This window comes from Pseudomonas sp. B21-009 (genome assembly GCF_024749345.1).
Classification (GTDB): domain Bacteria; phylum Pseudomonadota; class Gammaproteobacteria; order Pseudomonadales; family Pseudomonadaceae; genus Aquipseudomonas.
The window spans coordinates 933229-951306 of sequence record NZ_CP087199.1 but is presented as its reverse complement, the minus strand read 5'-3'; the positions used below and the strand labels follow the sequence as shown (position 1 = coordinate 951306).

At 61.5% G+C, this 18078-nt stretch carries 19 protein-coding genes; 2 read left to right on the top strand and 17 right to left on the bottom strand.

Annotated features, from left to right (window positions below; translation table 11 throughout):
• Positions 1-31: 31 nt before the first annotated feature.
• From LOY34_RS04275 to LOY34_RS04205, 15 genes are all read right to left on the bottom strand, one after another.
• Complete coding sequence (locus LOY34_RS04275; protein WP_195885694.1) at positions 32-1006, bottom strand: FecR domain-containing protein; 975 nt, start codon at positions 1004-1006, stop codon at positions 32-34.
• 6 nt (positions 1007-1012) lie between these two features.
• Positions 1013-1531 (bottom strand): sigma-70 family RNA polymerase sigma factor, encoded by a 519-nt coding sequence (locus LOY34_RS04270; RefSeq protein ID WP_045196152.1) that lies wholly within the window; start codon positions 1529-1531, stop codon positions 1013-1015.
• A gap of 88 nt (positions 1532-1619) precedes the next feature.
• Positions 1620-2189 (bottom strand): GNAT family N-acetyltransferase, encoded by a 570-nt coding sequence (locus tag LOY34_RS04265; RefSeq protein ID WP_045196150.1) that lies wholly within the window; start codon positions 2187-2189, stop codon positions 1620-1622.
• Between the two features lie 54 nt (positions 2190-2243).
• Positions 2244-2618 (bottom strand): YkgJ family cysteine cluster protein, encoded by a 375-nt coding sequence (locus tag LOY34_RS04260; RefSeq protein WP_045196148.1) that lies wholly within the window; start codon positions 2616-2618, stop codon positions 2244-2246.
• A gap of 180 nt (positions 2619-2798) precedes the next feature.
• Entirely contained in the window at positions 2799-4019 is a 1221-nt protein-coding gene (gene alaC / locus LOY34_RS04255) for an alanine transaminase (protein WP_045196146.1), read from the bottom strand.
• A gap of 113 nt (positions 4020-4132) precedes the next feature.
• Positions 4133-5266, bottom strand: coding sequence for a hypothetical protein (locus LOY34_RS04250; RefSeq protein WP_258664309.1), 1134 nt, complete (start codon positions 5264-5266; stop codon positions 4133-4135).
• A 113-nt stretch (positions 5267-5379) separates the two neighbouring features.
• Positions 5380-7140, bottom strand: a complete 1761-nt coding sequence (locus LOY34_RS04245) for an L-tyrosine/L-tryptophan isonitrile synthase family protein (protein ID WP_195885693.1) — start codon at positions 7138-7140, stop codon at positions 5380-5382.
• Positions 7141-7167: 27 nt separating this feature from the next.
• Positions 7168-7875, bottom strand: coding sequence for an HAD family hydrolase (locus tag LOY34_RS04240; RefSeq protein ID WP_195885692.1), 708 nt, complete (start codon positions 7873-7875; stop codon positions 7168-7170).
• Positions 7872-8867 (bottom strand): isocyanide synthase family protein, encoded by a 996-nt coding sequence (locus LOY34_RS04235; protein WP_093388028.1) that lies wholly within the window; start codon positions 8865-8867, stop codon positions 7872-7874. The genes LOY34_RS04240 and LOY34_RS04235 overlap by 4 nt, the downstream gene beginning before the upstream one ends.
• A 194-nt stretch (positions 8868-9061) precedes the next feature.
• Positions 9062-9949, bottom strand: a complete 888-nt coding sequence (gene cyoE, locus LOY34_RS04230) for a heme o synthase (RefSeq protein WP_038997062.1) — start codon at positions 9947-9949, stop codon at positions 9062-9064.
• An 11-nt stretch (positions 9950-9960) separates the two neighbouring features.
• Entirely contained in the window at positions 9961-10293 is a 333-nt protein-coding gene (gene cyoD / locus LOY34_RS04225; RefSeq protein WP_038997063.1) for a cytochrome o ubiquinol oxidase subunit IV, read from the bottom strand.
• Positions 10294-10923: a cytochrome o ubiquinol oxidase subunit III gene (locus LOY34_RS04220; RefSeq protein WP_026001353.1), complete on the bottom strand. Its 630-nt coding sequence runs from the start codon at positions 10921-10923 to the stop codon at positions 10294-10296.
• A gap of 3 nt (positions 10924-10926) precedes the next feature.
• Positions 10927-12945 carry a cytochrome o ubiquinol oxidase subunit I gene (cyoB, locus tag LOY34_RS04215; protein WP_045196135.1) on the bottom strand — a complete coding sequence of 673 codons (2019 nt, stop codon included), beginning with the start codon at positions 12943-12945 and terminating at the stop codon, positions 10927-10929.
• Positions 12946-12948: 3 nt separating this feature from the next.
• Complete coding sequence (gene cyoA / locus LOY34_RS04210) at positions 12949-13893, bottom strand: ubiquinol oxidase subunit II (RefSeq protein ID WP_045196132.1); 945 nt, start codon at positions 13891-13893, stop codon at positions 12949-12951.
• A 565-nt stretch (positions 13894-14458) separates the two neighbouring features.
• Entirely contained in the window at positions 14459-14965 is a 507-nt protein-coding gene (locus LOY34_RS04205) for a disulfide bond formation protein B (protein WP_195885690.1), read from the bottom strand.
• 226 nt (positions 14966-15191) lie between these two features.
• Between LOY34_RS04205 and LOY34_RS04200 the strand changes: the two genes are divergently transcribed.
• Complete coding sequence (locus LOY34_RS04200; protein ID WP_045196128.1) at positions 15192-15455, top strand: YebG family protein; 264 nt, start codon at positions 15192-15194, stop codon at positions 15453-15455.
• Between the two features lie 7 nt (positions 15456-15462).
• Here the strand turns inward: LOY34_RS04200 and LOY34_RS04195 are convergent, their stop codons facing one another.
• Complete coding sequence (locus LOY34_RS04195) at positions 15463-16482, bottom strand: Glu/Leu/Phe/Val dehydrogenase dimerization domain-containing protein (protein ID WP_045196126.1); 1020 nt, start codon at positions 16480-16482, stop codon at positions 15463-15465.
• Positions 16483-16607: 125 nt separating this feature from the next.
• On the opposite strand from LOY34_RS04195, the gene LOY34_RS04190 reads away from it, so the two are divergent.
• On the top strand, positions 16608-17414 hold the full coding sequence (locus tag LOY34_RS04190; RefSeq protein WP_045196124.1) for a SirB1 family protein: 807 nt from the start codon (positions 16608-16610) through the stop codon (positions 17412-17414).
• A 28-nt stretch (positions 17415-17442) separates the two neighbouring features.
• On the opposite strand, the gene maiA is transcribed toward LOY34_RS04190, so the two are convergent.
• Positions 17443-18069 carry a maleylacetoacetate isomerase gene (gene maiA / locus LOY34_RS04185; RefSeq protein ID WP_195885689.1) on the bottom strand — a complete coding sequence of 209 codons (627 nt, stop codon included), beginning with the start codon at positions 18067-18069 and terminating at the stop codon, positions 17443-17445.
• Between the last annotated feature and the right edge of the window lie 9 nt (positions 18070-18078).

Below are 18078 nucleotides of genomic sequence, written 5' to 3'. Positions count from 1 at the left end.
AAGATGAGAATGAGGAACCAGTCGCGAACAATTACTTATCAGCACTGCGGCGCTCGATACGCGTCCACCAGGCCGTATGCGAATGAATCGATATCGGCAGCACTTCAGCCAGCAGTTGCAGGGCCCGCTCGCTGTCGTCCAGCGGCAGCACTGCCGACACCCGCAGATCAGCCAGCGCCTTGCGGTCGAAGCTCAGATGGCCGCGGCGCTGGCGGGCCAGGGCATCGAGGACATCCACCAGCGGCGATTGCTCAACCACCAGTTGATGACGCTGCCAGGCCTGGTCAACGCTGGCCGGATCAATACTGGCCAGCAGCCCCAGGTCATCCCGGCGAACCCAGGCCCGCCCGCCTTTGGCCACCGCCAGCGACTTGTCCTGCTCGGCACTGCGCACCATCACCTGGGATTCGAGCATGGTCAGTTCGCTGCCGGCACCGCCACGGGCAACCACGAAGCGCGTGCCCAGGGCCTGGAACGTGCCGTCGGCGGTGGCCACCACGAAAGGCCGGCTGCTGTCGTGCGCGACATCCACCAGCACCTTGCCGCGCAACAGTTCGATACGCCGCTCGTGGGCGCTGAAGCGCACGTCCAGGGCCGAGTTGCCTTCGAGGATGACCCGCGTGCCGTCGCTCAGCGTGTGGCTCTGCCATTGCGCTGGCGCGGTGTGCAGGTCGGCCAGCAGGTTTTGCGGATGCCAGCCGGACAGGCTCAGGGGCACGCCCAGTGCTGCCAGCAAAGCCAGGCCCAACAGCACCCGGCGTGGGTACTGCGCGCGCCGCTGGGCATTTGCAGGCGTGCGCAGTGCGGCGCGCACCGGCTGGCGTTGCGGGCGCAGGCTATGCATCTGTTCGAGGATCGCCTGCATGCGAGTGAAGGTGGCTTCATGGCGAGCGTCCTGCCGACGCCAGGCATCCAGCGCCTGGCGCTCTGCCTCACTCAGCTCACCCTCACCCAGGCGCAAAATCCATTCGGCGGCGTGCTGCTCGATTGACGCTTGGGCCGTCATCGGCAATCAAACATTAACGGCCTGGTGGCAATGCACCAGGGCCTGCATCAGGTACTTGCGCACCATGCGTGGCGAAACCTGCAGGCGCTCGGCGATCTGCACCTGGCTCAGCTCGTCCAGGTAATAGTCGACAAAGGCCTGGCGGGCCTTTTCATGCAAGCCCTCGAGCATGAAGGTAATCTGCTCCAGCGCCTCCAGGGTCAGGAGGATCTGCTCGGGCGACTGATGGCCCTCCATGACCTCGACAGTCAGGGCCAGTTCGCGCAGGTAGGCGTCTTCGATCTGCTGGCGACGTGCCCGATCGATGATCAGGCGTCGCGCCGTGGTACTGAGGAAGGCACGCGGCTCGCGAATACCCAGGAGCGTGTCGCGCGAGCCGAGGATGCGTACAAAGGTGTCCTGTGCCAGGTCCGCCGCATGCTGTGAACAGCGCAACTTGCGCCGCAGCCAGTTGAACAACCAGCCATGGTGCTCGCAATACAGCGTATGGATCGCGCGTTGCAGCGGCGGCTCGGCGACGGACATGGCGCACTCGCAAGTGTGTAAGTGAGAATTGTTCCGAATAATATCCAGATGCCCGACCGCAACGCAACCGCCAGGCAGCGGTCAGGATTCAACCGTCCAGCGGCGCCTGATCGAGCAGCAGCCCGTACAGCCCCGAGTCCGAAAGCTCTCCGGCCACGCACCAGCGCTGGCGCAACAACCCTTCAAGGACGAAACCCTGGCGCTCCAGGGTACGCGCCGACCCCTGGTTGCGCGGGTCGATCTCGGCCTCCAGCCGGCGCAGGTGCAGGCCATGGGCCAGGTAATCGATGAAACAGGTCAGCGCCTCGTCCATGTAGCCACGGCCCTGCGCGCAACTGGCCAGGCAATAGCCGATTTCGCCACGGCGCGAGGTGGGCTCCAGGTTGAACAACTGGGTCATGCCGATCAGCTCGCTATTGTCGCGCCGATAGATTCCCAGCTTGAGCATCTGCCCGGCGGCGTATGCGTCGCGGTCTTCGGCCAGCGCTGCCTGAGCCTCTGCCAGCACTTGCCAGGGGCCGTGGTTCCAGTAACGCATGACCTGAGGGTCGGCCATGATGGCAAACCACGCCGCAGCATCTTCGGCCACCATCGGGCGCAGTTGCAGGCGCGGGCTTTCGAGGCACAGGTCAGCGGGAAAACTGTACATGCGGGTCACGCGGGACCTCCTGTCCGATTCATCAACCCGGCAGTGTAACCTTCAAGTCGCGCCTCAGGCGACTTCGGCGCCCTCGTCCGGCCAGATTGGCTCGTTGGCCTCCAGCGGTGGCAGGCCATAGGCGGCACGGGCGGCATCGCAGCTGGGGTTGGCTTCGCCATTGACCCAGGCCGCATCGAACTCGCGACAAGGGGTTGAGCGCTGTTCATACAGGCTGCAGCTGACCCCTTTGCCGATCTCGCCCTCAAGCCCGATGCAGCGACAGGGCTTGCTGTCGGTGCCGATCATCGCAACGCGGCTGGGACTGATCTGGACCACCAGATCGTCGGGCACGACACCACCCGCCGACGTGCACTCACCCCAGAAGAAAGACACACGGAAATACCCGCAGCAGGCGCCGCAGTTCAAACAAGGATTATGTTCGGACATGATGAGAAGGGGGGGAGGTTGATTATCGTTATAGGGAGAAACCCGCCGCCATTCTATGCTTTGCCGGGTGTTTGAGAAGGGGGGTAATGCAGAAATAAATCGCCGCTGACGGACGGTTGTTTCGCGGGAAAAACCTGCTCCAGCTGTAGGAACAGGTTTGACCCGCGCCCGGGTCAGTGCTTACTTCTGGGCCGGCTTGCTGCCGATGCCATCAGCCCGGAACATCTGGCGAATACCGCGTACCGCCTGGCGGATACGGTCCTGGTTCTCGATCAGGGCAAAGCGCACATGATCATCGCCATAGTCACCAAAGCCGATGCCCGGCGACACACAGACCTTGGCCTCGGCCAGCAGCTTCTTGGCGAACTCCAGCGAGCCCAGGTGTGCATACTCTTCGGGAATCTTCGCCCAGACGTACATCGACGCCTTGGGGTTCTCGACCATCCAGCCCAGCTCGTGCAGGCCCTTGACCAGCACGTTGCGGCGCTGGCGATACTGCTCGGCGATATCGCGCACGCACTGCTGATCGCCTTCCAGGGCAGCAATGGCCGCGACCTGCAGCGGGGTGAAGGTGCCGTAGTCGTGGTAGCTCTTGATGCGGGCCAGGGCGCTGACCAGCTCGGGGTTGCCGACCATGAAGCCGATTCGCCAGCCGGCCATGTTGTAGCTCTTGGACAGGGTGAAGAATTCCACGGCAATGTCCTTGGCCCCCGGTACCTGCATGATCGACGGCGCCTTCCAGCCGTCGTAGACGATGTCGGCATAGGCCAGGTCGTGGATCACCAGCACGTCGTACTGCTTGGCCAGGGCCACCACCCGCTCGAAGAAGTCCAGCTCGACGCACTGCGCGGTCGGGTTGGACGGGAAGCCGAGGATCATCATCTTCGGTTTCGGAATGGATTCGCGGATCGCCCGCTCCAGCTCATTAAAGAAGTCCACGCCCGGAATCAACGGCACCGAACGCACCTGGGCACCGGCTATCACCGCGCCATAGATGTGAATCGGGTAGCTGGGGTTGGGTACCAGCACGGTGTCGCCATGGTCGAGGGTGGCGAGCATCAGGTGCGCCAGGCCCTCTTTGGAGCCGATGGTGACGATGGCTTCGCTTTCCGGGTCGATCTCGACCTCGTAGCGGTCCTTGTACCAGCGCGAAATCGCCCGGCGCAGGCGCGGGATGCCGCGGGACGTCGAATAGCCGTGGGTGTCTTCGCGCTGGGCGACCTGCACCAGTTTCTCAACGATGTGCGGCGGCGTGGCCCCGTCGGGGTTGCCCATGCTCAGGTCGATGATGTCTTCGCCACGACGGCGTGCAGCCATCTTGAGCTCGGCGGTAATGTTGAAGACGTAGGGGGGGAGACGATCAATGCGCGCAAAACGGCGCGGCGAACCTTGGTCAGCCATGGCTTCCTCGAAGACGTAAGCGCCCGGAACCGTCCGAGCGACGTTGGCCACTGCGGTGGCCGAAGCAGAAGATAGGGCCTCGACCGCCGCGCTGTCCAGCACAAAAACAGGCGTTAACGGATTTCCTTGTAGGACGATGCCTGCCATTTCACGGCTGCAGCCAGGCCCTCGGTAGGCATAAGACCGCTGCCTTTCACCGCTGAAAAACCCGTACCCTGGTTGCCCAGCGAAACGGCGCGCTCACCCTTTTCAGCTTCGGTCAGCAAGGTATAGGAATGTTTGCGCATTGCCTGGTACTTGCTTTCGTCACGCTCAAGCACCTGATGATAGGCCTGCAAGTCACGTTCGTTGAGATTAAGCATCTTCTGCAATTTGACGCCCCAGCGGGTCAGGCAGACTTCGGCAAAATGGCGAACGATCAGCCCGGGCTCGGCCAGTACCTTGCCGCCAGCGGCGCCGTCGGCGGCCGCGTTGCCCACCAGTGTGGCGTGGCGCCCCGGCATCGGGTAGACATGGCAACGGGTGGCGTCATGGGTTTTGGGAATTACGCAGGCAAAGCCCTTGGAGCGCTCGTCGCGGGAGAAGAAACCTACGTACTGTTTGACGTTCTCGCCCAGTTGCACGCGATGGCGGTCGAAGTTACCAATGCCCGGCACCGGATCGATGGCGAATATATTCACTGGAAGCTTTTTCAGCTCACTGTCGCCAAGCATGGCATTGGCCAGCATGTGGCAGCTGACGGCGCCCCTGCTCCACCCCACCAGGTTGACCTGGGTGGGAATGACGCCTTCCTTGCGAAACTGCTTGATGATCTGCTCCTGGAGCAACTGCGGGGTAATCTTGCGATTGCCGTAGTTGTAGGTGCGCCAGAACCAGGACGCCGTAGCCGTCGAGTTGGGGATAGGGATGCCAGCAGCCTTCAGGCGCTGATACTCCTCCTCGCTCAGTTCCGTGCGCTGCCAGTTGCTCTGCCCCTTGATGATCTGCAGTGCGTGCTGGACGTTCTCCTCCCAGCCTTTGCCGAACAAGGTCTGGTTCCAGTTGTAATAACCACCGGGTTCGACGAACAGTTCATCGGCTTGCAGGTTGCCACTGCCCGGGCCATCGACGGCGATCCAGTGGGCATACTCCTTGCCCTGGTCGTTTGAAGCGAGGGTCGAAACCAGCTCGCCATTCCAGAAGTTGGGGTTTTTGTCGTCGAATCGGTGCGACCCGGTGCCGCAAAAATACACGGTCAAAACACTCATGCCATGATCCTGTCAGGTTGAAGATCACGACACGCTACCGCCGGCACAGCACCCGCGGCAGGCGGAAAGCCTCCCGGGCAGCGGGCACCGACCGCTGCCAGGGAGTGTTCGGCTCAGTACACCTGAACCCGCCACAGCTCACGGGAGGCCGAGGCCGGCGACATAGGCAAGCGGCCATGCAGGGTCTGGTAGTTGTCGATCAGCACCAGATCACCTTCGACCCAGTCATGGGCGATCAGGCATTCATCGTCGTAGACCAGGGCATTGAGCTGCTCAAGCAGGGCCTGCTGGGCCTGCGCCTCGAAGCCTTGCACCTCCTGGCTCAAGGTCTGCAGGCTGGAGTCGGTGCCTTCCTGATAGCGCAGAATGCGTTCGCCGGTGCGCGGGTGCAGGTCGACCAGGCTGTAGTGACGCGGCGAACCACCAAAGTAAGTCATACGCGTGTAATAGGTGATATCAACCGCCTGCCACAACCGCGCCACCTGGTTGCCAACCTTGCGCAAGGCATTGCGGCTGTCGACGATGGTGGTCTGCCCTTCCCCCGGTTGCGGCGCAGTCTTGCAATAGAGCATGAACTTGCTTGCGCAGAACTTCGGATCGCGCTGAACCTGAGCATCGCTGTCCGGCAGCATGTTCAGGTCCCAATGCAATGGAGTCTTTTCCAGCGAGTGCACCACGCCTTCGGGTTTGTCCGCCGGCTTGACCACATGCACCTTGCCGAACGCCCACTGGTAGATGGTGCCAAAGCGCTCGCAGTCGCGGGCAAAGCTCTCGCGGTCTTCGAAGCGGCAGCCACGCAGGCAGACAAAGCCGAAGGTCTCCACCAGCGCTTCGAGCAGCTGCGTCGAAAAACGTTCGAAGCCCAGCCCCAACGGGTCACGTACCACCAAGCCGAACAACGGACGCTTCTGCAGTTCGAACTCGAAGCCCTGCAGCGCTTCGCCGGTGCTCTCGTGGTACAGCCACGGGCGCCCCTGGTACTGCACCAGCACATGCTTGTCGACGTCCACCTCGGCACGGCCGCGCAGAGTCTGGCTGCCATCCAGGTGGCGCACCGGCACCGCATGCCAGGGGCTGGACACCCGGGTCAGGCCGTCGGCCAGGGCCACGGTGAATTTTGGCCCGGCATTGTCGTACTGATGCACCGACAGGCGGATGTCGTCGGGGAAGAAGCGATTGACCGCAGCATTCAGCGCCTGGCCGCGGAACATCATCTGATAGGCCTTGTAGCCGATCTGCTGCAGGTGCTCGTCTTCGCTCTGCCCAGCTTCGCGGCACAGGCGCAAGTCGTTGTAGAGGTGGCTGCAGAGCTTGTCGTGGGCGTGGCTGAGGGTTTCATCAGGGCGGCTCTGCTCGATCAGTGCCTCGACGTTCTTCCACGGCAAACGTGCCTGTTTGACCAGGGTCGCGCGTACGGCATCGGCACTGCTGGCCTGGGGGAACAGGTCTTCCATGCTCACCCAGTTGATCGTGTGGGTGGTGCACAACTCGCGCAGGGCCTGGTTGTAGGCTTTGCGCAGGTCATCAGGTACACCAACGATGTCGTTGAAGGTGGTGCCATCGCTGAGGATCGACACCACGCAGCCCGGCGCGTGCAGCGCGGCAATGTCCTGGCCGAGTTGGTCGAGGCGCTCGATGGCCATGGCTTCGCCGTAATCCGGCATCGTGCCGAAGGTCTGGTCGCGGGCGTTCGGCGACTTGCACGGGAAGCCCGGCAGCACCAGACGCACCGGCGCCTGCTGATCGTAGAAGCGGGCCAGGCTGACGGCCAGATTGGCCCTGCCCGCCGCGTCAAAGCGATCGTCATTGTCCTTGAGCAGATAACCCGCCAGCACGTCGCTGACCGCCTTGATCCAGGTGTCCTTGTGTTGCATGACCTTTCTTCCTTGAGAGGTGGTGTTTCAACGTTGGCTGGCGAGAGTGCCAGCCATGCAAGAAGTGAGTGCCTGTTGCAGGGCCCGCAACAGCTCTGCCGGCTGCTCGCAGTAAAGATCCGCCGCCTGTGCCTGCAGGGCATAGACCGGGCCATAGCCCCAGGTCACGGCGGCGCAGTGCATGCCGGCCGCCCGCGCGGTCATCAGATCGATGACGGTATCGCCGACAAACAGGCAACGCGCGGGCTCGACGGCCAGGTAGCGGGCCGCCTCCAGAGCCGCGTCTGGCTGCGGCTTGAGCGGGTGGCCGCGGCGCTGGCCAAGGACAAGCTCGAAGGTGCCCGACGGGAACAGCTGCGCAGCCACCTGCAGCGCCATGTCATGGGCCTTGTTGGTGACGATGGCCATCGGCAGTTGCAGCCGGCGACAGCCTTCAAGCAGCTCCGGCACGCCATCGAACGGTCGCGAGAACTGCACCAGGTGCTGCTGGTAGCAGGCGATGTAGTGCTCATGCAGAGCCTTGTCGTCGACAATCCCCAGGCGCGCAGCAACCCGCTCGAGCATCGCCCCGGTACCGCCGCCTACGTAGGCACTGATGGTCTCCAGTGACAGCGGCGGGTAGCCCTGCTCTTGCAGCACGTGGTTCAGGCACCAGACGATATCGGGCAAGGTGTCGACCAGGGTGCCGTCGAGGTCGAAGATCACCGCATCAGCCGCCAGCGCTACCGGCATCATTGCGCACTGGCGTAGTGGCAAGGACGGCCCTGGCGGAACACCAGGCGGCTGTAGCGCTCATCGATGTTGCTGCGCTTGTCGAGCATCACTACCCCGCTACGCTTGATCGCCACCGAGTGCCAGGGCGTACGCCAGAGGTCGCTGGTAGGCACCAGGCGAATGCCGATTTTCGCCGATACCGCCAACTGCGGGTGGATCGACAGGCGCAGGCACTGTGGATAACGCGCCTGCAGCAAGGCACTCCAGGCTTCACTGCGCTGGATCACCCGTTGCGAGGCCGGCTTGGCGATCTTCTTCACCGCGTTCAGGCTCATGCCGGCGAACTCGCCAAGGCCTGAGTAATCCTCGGACAGAAAGCGGTGGATGCCGCAGTACATCAGCATCATGTGTGGCTCGTCCTGAAAGCGCTGGCCCAGCGCAATCAGCGACTGGCCGTACTCGATCATCAGCTCTTCGCGCATGGAGTCCAGGCAACCCAGTTGCGGATAGGCATCCTTGAGATCGAACAGGGCGAAGCTGTTCGGGTAGTGCTGCTCGGCGTAGCGCTGGATCTCGTCGGTGTAGGCTTTGACGTGCTCATCCGGCACGCGCACCAGGTCGGAGAACACATAGCCGTCGGAGCAGATGTGAATCAACGCACCCGGTGCGTACAGGGCCTGGATTTCCGCGCACAGCTGCTGCAGCTCGTCGATGGCGTGGCGCTCGGCAAGGTCTGGCAGGTGGCTGAGGGTTTTCTGCCGGTTCGGCGATTTGCCCGGGAAGGCCGGCAGAACCATCTCGATGCGCTGGCCGGCTTCGATGGCGGTGAGGACTTTATCCAGATGCGGTTCGAGCACCTCGGCCGACAGCTCGTCATCCTGCCCGGGCGCCAGGCTGCGACGACGGAACAGGCAATCGAGCACCTGCAAGGCGGTGTCGAAATGAGCGGAAGTGTGGCGTTCGCGCAACAGCGCGAGGCACGCCCGTTGAGCAACGGCGTTTGGCTCGGTCATGAACAGTCCCTTGTGTGATGAATCACGGCCAGCATCCTCTGGCCCTGCGCAGATACTCCTTACCTGCGCGGCGATAAAATCCGGCAAACACGGGGTACTTGTCAACAGCAGTTTCGGTCGTTTGTAGAAACGCCGCACAAACAAAAACGCCCCAGGCTTCGCAGCCTGGGGCGTTTTCATTACACGCTGATGAATCAGTGCGCGTAAGTCAGCAGCAGCTCGGTCGGCACTTTGGTGTCCAGCGACATCATCACGCTCAGGGCAGTGATGGTGAAGATCGAGAACACGAACAGCTTGCGTGCCCACAGGCGGTCATCGACAGCCTTGTAGCCGGTCCAGGCCATGTACAGCCAGTACATGCCCATGGCCGCGGCTACGGCCATGTAGCTCATGCCGGCGTAGCCACCCAGGGTCAGCATCAGGGTCGCTACCAGGAACGCCACGATGTACCAGAGGATGTGCTTCTTGGCCACCAGGATCCCGCGCTTGACCGGCAGCACCGGAATCGATGCGGCCAGGTAGTCGTTGAAGCGGAAAATCGCAATGGCGTAGGAATGCGGCATTTGCCACAGGCTGAACATCACCAGCAGGGTCAGTGCAGCCAGGTCGAAGCTGTTGCTTACCGCGCAATAGCCGATCACCGGAGGCATGGCACCGGACAGGCTGCCCACCAGGGTGCCGTGCACCGATTTGCGCTTGAGGTACAGGCTGTAGAACCCGACGTAGATGACAAAGCCGATCAGGCCGAACAACGCTGCCAGAGCATTGGCCTGCACATACAGCAGGCCAAGGCCGGCCACCCCGAGCAGGGTGGCGTAGGCCAGCGCGACTTTCAGCGAGATCTGGCCCTGGACCATCGCCCGGTTCTTGGTGCGCTCCATCTTGATGTCGATGTCACGGTCGATGCAGTTGTTGAACACGCAACCAGACGCCACCACCAACGAAGTGCCAATCACCGTGGCCAGGAACAGCATGAAGTCGACATGCCCTTGCGCGGCAAGGAAGAAACCGCCTGCCACAGAAAGCACGTTACCGAAAATGATCCCCGGTTTGGTGATTTGGATAAAGTGCTTAACGGACATGTCGTCTTACCTCACTTCGCCATCATGCTGGTGTGGATGCTGAACATGATCCACAGCGACAGGCCGACCAACAGTGCAATGACCATCACGGTAAACATGAAGGTCGACACGTTGGAGCGCTGCTCGGCGGAACGGTCCATGTGCAGGAAGTACACCAGGTGAACCACGACCTGGATGACCGCCAGGGCCACCACGACCATGATCGTGATGTCCTTCGGCATGCTCGGGAACATCACCAGGCCGAACGGAATCGCTGTCAGGATGACCGACAGGATGAAACCGATCACATAGGACTTGACGCTACCGTGGTTGCCCTCGGCGTGGCTGTTATGTGCGTTAGCCATTTACAGAACCCCCAGCAGATACACGACGGTGAACACGCAGATCCAGACCACGTCCAGGAAGTGCCAGAACAGGCTCAGGCAGCTCATGCGGGTCTTGGCGGTGCCAGTGATACCGTGCTTGTTGATCTGGTACATCATCACCGCCATCCAGATCAGACCTGCGGTTACGTGCAGACCGTGGGTACCGACCAGCGCGAAGAACGCCGACAGGAAGCCACTGCGCTGCGGGCCGAAGCCCTCGGCGATCAGGTGATGGAACTCATAGACTTCCATCGCGATGAAGCCGGCACCGAACAGGAAGGTGACAGCCAGCCAGCCCAGCACGCCGCCCTTGTTGCCTTTGAACATCTGCAACATGGCGAAGCCGAAGGTGATACTCGAGAACAGCAGCAGTGCGGTTTCGACCGCGACAAAGTCCAGCTGGAAAATGTCGTGACCCGACGGGCCGCCGGCAAAACTGCCGGACAGCACCGCGTAGGTGGCGAAGAGCGACGCAAACAGGATGCAGTCGGTCATCAGGTACAGCCAGAAACCGAATACGGTCATCTGGCCCGAGTCGTGGTGGTGGTCGTCATGCCCATGGTCGTGACCATGAGCATGAGTATCAGCGTTAATTACATGACTGGACATTGATTAAACCCGTTCAAACGATTCGACACGTGCGCCAACCGGGGTACCGGTAGCCAGGCCCAGGGACTTCATGCGCTCACCTTCGATGCGCGCCACTTCCTCGGCTGGAACCATGTAACCCTGGTCGTCACGAGCAGCGTGGGCGACGAAGACCGCGATGGTACCGATCAGGCTTGCGCCGACCAGCCACCAGATGTGCCAGATGAAGGCGAAACCGAACACGGTCAGCAAGGCACCCATGAACACACCGGTAGAGGTGTTGTTCGGCATGTGGATCGCTTCGTACTTGGCTGGAACCTTGTAGGCAACACCGGCTTCCTTGGCTTCGTGCCAGGCATCCAGGCCGACTTTCTCAGGCATGGTGGCGAAGTTGTAGAACGGTGGTGGCGACGAAGTCGACCATTCCAGGGTACGGCCGCCCCATGGGTCGCCGGTCACGTCCATGTTGTCCTTGCGGTCGCGGATCGACACGTACAGCTGGATCAGCTGGCAAGCGATACCGAACAGGATCAGCACGGCGCCGACAACGGCTACGTACAGGTAGGGTTCCCACAGTGGGTTGTCGGAGTGGTTCAGACGACGGGTCATACCCATGAAGCCCAGTGCGTACAGCGGCATGAAGGCCACGTAGAAACCGGAGATCCAGAACCAGAAGGCAGCTTTGCCCCACTTCTCGTTCAGGGTGAAACCGAAGGCTTTCGGGAACCAGAAGGCGAAGCCGGCGATGTAGCCGAATACCGCACCACCGATGATCACGTTGTGGAAGTGAGCGATTACGAACAGGCTGTTGTGCAGAACGAAGTCAGCACCTGGAACAGCCAGCAGTACGCCGGTCATACCACCGATCGAGAAGGTCACCATGAAGCCCAGGGTCCACATGATCGGCGCGGTGAAGCGCAGACGGCCCTGGTAGATCGTGAACAGCCAGTTGAACAGCTTCACCCCGGTTGGGATCGAGATCAGCATGGTCGCCAGACCGAAGAAGGTGTTGACGCTGGCGCCCGAACCCATGGTGAAGAAGTGGTGCAGCCATACCGCAAAGCCCAGTACCGCGATCGCGCCCGAAGCGTAGATCATCGACTTGTGGCCGAACAGGCGTTTGCCGGCGAAGGTCGAGGTGACTTCCGAGAACACACCGAAGGCCGGCAGGATCAGGATGTAAACCTCAGGGTGACCCCAGGCCCAGAACAGGTTGACGTACATCATCGGGTTCCCACCAAGCTCGTTGGTGAAAATGTGGAAGTCCAGATAACGGTCAACGGTCAGCAGAGCCAGTGCAGCGGTCAGGATCGGGAACGAAGCGACGATCAGCACGTTGGCCCAGGTGCAGGTCCAGGTGAAGATCGGCATGTCCATCAGCTTCATGCCAGGCGCGCGCATTTTCAGCACGGTGGCGAGGAAGTTGACACCCGTTAGCGTCGTACCCAGGCCCGATAGCTGTAGCGCCCAGATGTAGTAGTCGACACCCACGCCAGGACTGTACTGGATACCCGCCAACGGTGGATATGCGACCCAGCCGGTCTTGGCGAACTCACCAACACCCAGCGAGACGTTGACCAGCACGACGCCGGACACCAGCAGCCAGAAGCTCAGGGAGTTGAGGAACGGGAAGGCAACGTCACGTGCACCGATCTGCAGAGGCAGGGCCAGGTTCATCAGGCCGGTGAAGAATGGCATTGCCATGAAGATGATCATGATCACACCGTGAGCGGTGAAGATCTGGTCATAGTGTTCGGGCGGCAGGTAGCCCTCGGATCCGCCGGTGGCCATGGCCAGCTGCGTGCGCATCATGATGGCGTCAGCAAAGCCGCGCAGCAGCATGATCATCGCGACGATGATGTACATCACCCCGATCTTCTTGTGGTCGACCGAAGTCAGCCACTCGGACCACAGGTAGGTCCACTTCTTGAAATAGGTGATAGCACCAACGAGCGCGAGACCGCCGAGCGCGATCATGGCAAGCGTCACCATGACTATCGGCTCGTGATACGGAATCGCATCCAGACTTAGTTTACCGAACATCTCTTACTCCTCTGCCCCAGCAGCTGAATGCATACTCACGTCCATCCCTTCGGTACCGGCCGCTTCTTTGCTCTGCTCTTGTTCGTGGACCGGCCGGCCGCGGTTCATGCCTTCGTACTTGTCGACGATGGACTGGAACTGCTCAGGCGAGGCCACGCTGTACAGCGCGACTGGATTGTTTTCGCTTGTTTTGGCCAATGCTGCGTATTCAGCGGCATCCAGCTTTTTAGGCGATTGCTTGACTTCGTTCACCCATGCTTCGAAATCGGCCTGGGAGGTGGCGGTTGCCTTGAACTTCATACCGGTGAAACCAGCACCGCTGTAGTTGGCGGAGATACCGTCGAACTCACCGTTCTCGTTGGCGATCAGGTGCAGTTTGGTGGTCATGCCCGCCATTGCGTAGATCTGCCCGCCCAGGCCCGGGATGAAGAAGGAGTTCATCACCGAGTCCGAGGTCACGCGGAAGTTGACCGGGGTGTTGGCCGGGAAGACGATCTTGTTGACCGTGGCAATGCCTTGTTCCGGGTAGATGAACAGCCATTTCCAGTCCAGGGCGACCACGTCGATCTGCACCGGCTTCACGTCGGAAACCAGCGGACGATACGGGTCCAGCTCATGGGTGGTCTTGTAGGTCACGTAACCCAGGGCAATGATGATCAGCACCGGGATGGTCCAGACCGCCACTTCGATCTTGGTCGAGTGCGACCAGTCCGGGGTGTAGGTGGCTGCCTTGTTGGAAGCGCGGTACTTCCAGGCAAACGCCAGGGTCATGAAAATGACAGGAATCACCACCAGCAACATCAAGCCGGTAGCGATCAGGATAAGGTTCTTTTGCTCAATGCCGACCTGGCCCTTCGGGTCGAGCAGGGTCCAGTTGCACCCACTGAGTAAAAGCATGCCTAAAAAGGGCAGAATGCCAAACAGTCTGGGGTAACGCTTTTTACTCATCTCACGACCTCTAGAGCAGCTTGCTTCAATGCAATTTGTGTTTTGGTCGCCAACACTTCGTCCTGCCAAGCGTCAGCATTTATGGGATCGAATACGGTCATACCTTGAGGCCAGCTGCGGCGGCTCGGCATAAACCGGGTATTGCGGTGTTTATTATTTTGACTTCAGTAGGCAACAGGCCTGTGTTCAGACCAATTCCATTTGGTGCGGGAAATCACGGAGGGGGGTCAGCCCGGCATCGCCGCAGGCGATGCTCGTCAGAGTCAGCGAAAAGAGCCCTGGAGCTCCTTTAATCCTGCGACTCGCAAGCGGTGCCGAACGGAAATTGGGGGCGATTGTAGATAGGTAACCTATCGTTGACTATGACTTATTGAGCAACAGTCCTTTACCAATTGTGTAACAATCGCACCCGAAAAATCAGTTTCGCGACAGTTTGTCGCACCCCTTTCAATACCCCTGGAACGCCCGTTCTACAAGGGTTAGAACTTGATCAGGATCAAGTTTGGTGCGACAAACTTTGCAAATCTGATTGCACAACAGGCTTGCGTCAATACATGACTTTTGTCTAAGCCTGACGGCGGTTGCGGTAGATACCCAGGGGTACCAGTACGGCGGTCAGTATAAAGGCTACCAGTGCCCATTGCGCCAGGGACAGGCCCATGACCGGCGGGTACGGCGTGGAACAGAAGCCATCGACCTGGAACACCAGCGGCAGCACCGAGGCCAGCGGCAGGCCGTCGACGATCGGTTGCAAGGTGTCGATGCCGCAGCTGACTGCCGGATTGGAGAGGATGTACACGTGGTTACCGGCAGCGGCGATGCCACCGATGGCGCTGAGCACCACCAGGCCTTCGAGCAGGGTCAGGCTGCGCTTGCCGGGCATGGCTGCGCCAATGAAGGCAAACACGGCGATCAGCAGCAACGCATAGCGCTGCAGGATGCACAGCGGGCATGGCGCCTCGCCGAGCACGATCTGCATGTACAGCGCACCGCCGATCAGCGCCAGGCAGATCACCCCCAGCAGTACCAGAAAGCGCCGTTCCCGATTCAGGCGCGATGTTTGCTCGTTCATTGCTGTTCCTTCGTAGACTGGATGGCTCGACTGCCGATGCGCAATTCTACACGCTGAAGCAGACCATAGAGAGCGGCAAAAGTGCCGTCCCAGGCCCTGGTGAAGAATGGGCAACAGCAGAATACTGATTTGCCACTATCTTAGTCCTGTGGATTACCCTATCATTAACACTGTACAAATAAACAGTATCGAATACATCGATTACCAAAGGCATGTGAGGTGATGAATGGCCGTCGAAGTGGTATACCGCAGCAGCCGCGACCTGGAGCGCTTGTTCATGGATAAAGCCGAAGCAGACCGTCACGACAAGATGCTGGAGCTGGCCGAGCTGCTGGCCGAGGTCCTGAAAAAAGCCGTGCCGTCGCTGAGCGAACAGCAGGTCGAGGATGCCGGTATCTATATGGCGAAAAACCGTGACGTGTTCGCCAAGGCCTTCAAGAGCCAGCCCGACGCCCTGTCCGAGCTGCTCGCCGAGGGCGCCGCCGAGTAGGCGCCGTTCAGTTGTAGATCATCTGCTCGGCGAGCATCTGCGCCACTCGCGCCGGCGAGCGTTTTTCTGCCTGGGCGTGGGCGAACACTTCGGTCAGGCGCGAGGGAATGCGCGCCAGGTGCGCGGTAATGGTGCCCAGGTCCTCGCCACGGTGCTTGAGCGCCACATAGATCAACCCGCCGGCATTGATCACGTAATCGGGCGCATACAAAATGCCGCGGCTTTCCAGCTGGTCGGCCACCTGCAGGGTGGTCAGCTGATTGTTCGCCGCCCCCGCCACCGCCGCACAGCGCAACTGCATCACGCTCTGGCCGGTGAGTATCGGCCCTACCCCGCACGGGGCAAAAATGTCGCAGGGCGTGCTGATCAACATTTCATTGGCCACCGGCCGGGCATTGAACTGCTCGATCGCCAGCTGCACCCGGCCCGGGTCATGGTCACTGACCAATAGCTCGGCGCCCGCGGCATGCAGCTGCTCGGCCAGGGCGTAGCCGACATTGCCCAAGCCTTGCACGGCGATGCGCAAGCCTTCGAGGTTGTCACTGCCCAGGCGCGCCATCGAGGTGGCGCGAATGCCGGCGAACACGCCCATGGCCGCATGGGGTGACGGATCACCGGCAGCGGTGGTGCTGGTGACGTGTTGGGTGGTCTGGGCGATGCAGTCCATGTCCAGGGTCGAGGTGCCGCTGTCCACGGCCGTGATGAAGCGCCCCTGCAGGGTTTCGACGAAGCGCCCGAACGCCTCGAACAAGGCCGCGCGGTTTTCCACATGGGGGTTGCGAATGATCACCGCCTTGCCGCCACCCAACGGCAACCCGGCCAGGGCGGCCTTGTAGCTCATGCCCTGGGCCAGGCGAATGGCGTCGACCATGGCGCTGTCGTCGTCCGGGTAAGCCAGGTAGCGACAGCCTCCCATGGCCGGGCCCAGGTGTTCGCTATGAATGGCGACCACTGCTTTGAGGCCGGTCGGCGGATCGATGCACAGGTGCAGCGACTGCGTGCGAGTGCTTTGCATGAGAGCGAACATCGGCAGGCTCCTCGATGAGGTGCTGATCCCAGTATAGGTCGCGCTTTACACCCCGATGACAACACTCGGACCACTGGACGAAAGGCCGCGCCAGCGCTACAACAGAAGCTTGAGCGGAGGTTGTGATGAACCCACGTAGTGCCTGCCTGGCTTGCCTTGAACGTGACCCGGTCGCCTTGCTGGAGGCGGCGCTGTGGATCGCTGCCGAGCACGATGACAGCGTGGTGCCTGCGCGCGTCATGGCCGAGGTTCAGGCCCTGCAGCAGGAAGTCAGCACCGGGCTGCCGATGCTGCCGCTCAGCGAACTGGCCCAGCCGTTGTTACGCCGCCTCAACGCCCTGGGCTTCCAGCAGGACGAATACCACCCGCTGCGGCCCCAGGCGGCGCTGCTCGACAAAGTCATGCAACGCCGCCGCGGCCAGCCCCTGGCCTTGGCCCTGCTGAGCCTGGAACTGGCCCGCGGCCTGTCGATCCCTCTTGAGGGAGTGAACTTCCCCGGGCACTTTCTCTTGCGCGTGCCCGGTGCCGACCACCTGCTCGACCCCTGTGGCGGCCGACGCCTGTACCCGGCCGATTGCCGCGAGCTGCTTGGCCGTCAGTTCGGCCCGCAACTGGCCTTGAGCGCCGACCACCTGCTGACCGCCAGCCCGCTGCAGATGCTCCAGCGCCTGTCACGCAACCTGCGCCAGCTGCACGCCAGCCACGACGATCATCTCGAAGCCCTGAAGGACGCTGAACGGGTGTTGCAGCTAGGCCCTGGCACTGCCGCCGACTACATGGCCCGCGCCACCCTGTATCAGCACCTGGAGTGCCCCCAGGCCGAACGCTTCGACCTGGAGCACGCCTTGCTGCTCAGCGACGATCCAATCCAGCGCTTGCGCCTGACGGAACGCCTGAGCCATCTGCCGCCAGCGTCGCAATCGGTGCACTGACATTCTGCTCCGGGCTGAGCAGCATGATTTATGGTGCGTCGGGCTGCCTCGACGGATGAGCCTGGGCAAACGCCGAATGCGCCTCGGCCAGGGCCGCGACCCGGCGAATGCGCGGGAAGCCACTGAGGTCGATATTGAAGCGCTCGGCGGCGTACAACTGCGGAACAAGGTAGACATCGGCCAGCCCCGGCTCGTCGCCAAAGCAGAAGCCCTGGTCACCGATCAACTGCTCGACCGCGGCAAGGCCCTGGCTGATCCAGTGGCCGATCCACTGGTTGACCTGGGTGTCGTCATGACCCAGGCCGCGCAGCTGATTGAGCACGCTGACGTTGTGCAGGGGGTGGATGTCGCAGCCGATCAGCGCCGCCACGCCACGCACCTGGGCCCGGCGCAGCGGGTCCTGGGGCAACAGCGCGGGTTGTGGATAAACTTCTTCCAGGTACTCGATGATCGCCGGCGACTGCACCAGCAGCTCACCGGAGTCGATCTTCAGCGCCGGCACTCGCCCTTGCGGGTTGAGGGCCAGGAACTGTGCTTCGCGCTGTTCGCCCTTGAGCAGGTTGACCGGCACCTGCTGGACCTCCAGCTGCTTGAGCGCCAGGGCAATGCGCACCCGGTAGGATGAGGTCGAGCGGTAGTAACCAAAGAGTTCCATGGCCCTGCC

Bases quoted from the DNA above. Each gene is read 5' to 3' on its own strand.
- LOY34_RS04275 (WP_195885694.1), bottom strand. From the start codon at position 1,006: ATGACGGCCCAAGCGTCAATCGAGCAGCACGCCGCCGAATGGATTTTG.
- LOY34_RS04270 (WP_045196152.1), bottom strand. From the start codon at position 1,531: ATGTCCGTCGCCGAGCCGCCGCTGCAACGCGCGATCCATACGCTGTAT.
- LOY34_RS04260 (WP_045196148.1), bottom strand. From the start codon at position 2,618: ATGTCCGAACATAATCCTTGTTTGAACTGCGGCGCCTGCTGCGGGTAT.
- alaC (WP_045196146.1), bottom strand. From the start codon at position 4,019: ATGGCTGACCAAGGTTCGCCGCGCCGTTTTGCGCGCATTGATCGTCTC.
- LOY34_RS04250 (WP_258664309.1), bottom strand. From the start codon at position 5,266: ATGAGTGTTTTGACCGTGTATTTTTGCGGCACCGGGTCGCACCGATTC.
- LOY34_RS04245 (WP_195885693.1), bottom strand. From the start codon at position 7,140: ATGCAACACAAGGACACCTGGATCAAGGCGGTCAGCGACGTGCTGGCG.
- LOY34_RS04240 (WP_195885692.1), bottom strand. From the start codon at position 7,875: ATGATGCCGGTAGCGCTGGCGGCTGATGCGGTGATCTTCGACCTCGAC.
- LOY34_RS04235 (WP_093388028.1), bottom strand. From the start codon at position 8,867: ATGACCGAGCCAAACGCCGTTGCTCAACGGGCGTGCCTCGCGCTGTTG.
- cyoE (WP_038997062.1), bottom strand. From the start codon at position 9,949: ATGTCCGTTAAGCACTTTATCCAAATCACCAAACCGGGGATCATTTTC.
- cyoD (WP_038997063.1), bottom strand. From the start codon at position 10,293: ATGGCTAACGCACATAACAGCCACGCCGAGGGCAACCACGGTAGCGTC.
- LOY34_RS04220 (WP_026001353.1), bottom strand. From the start codon at position 10,923: ATGTCCAGTCATGTAATTAACGCTGATACTCATGCTCATGGTCACGAC.
- cyoB (WP_045196135.1), bottom strand. From the start codon at position 12,945: ATGTTCGGTAAACTAAGTCTGGATGCGATTCCGTATCACGAGCCGATA.
- cyoA (WP_045196132.1), bottom strand. From the start codon at position 13,893: ATGAGTAAAAAGCGTTACCCCAGACTGTTTGGCATTCTGCCCTTTTTA.
- LOY34_RS04205 (WP_195885690.1), bottom strand. From the start codon at position 14,965: ATGAACGAGCAAACATCGCGCCTGAATCGGGAACGGCGCTTTCTGGTA.
- LOY34_RS04200 (WP_045196128.1), top strand. From the start codon at position 15,192: ATGGCCGTCGAAGTGGTATACCGCAGCAGCCGCGACCTGGAGCGCTTG.
- LOY34_RS04195 (WP_045196126.1), bottom strand. From the start codon at position 16,482: ATGTTCGCTCTCATGCAAAGCACTCGCACGCAGTCGCTGCACCTGTGC.
- LOY34_RS04190 (WP_045196124.1), top strand. From the start codon at position 16,608: ATGAACCCACGTAGTGCCTGCCTGGCTTGCCTTGAACGTGACCCGGTC.
- maiA (WP_195885689.1), bottom strand. From the start codon at position 18,069: ATGGAACTCTTTGGTTACTACCGCTCGACCTCATCCTACCGGGTGCGC.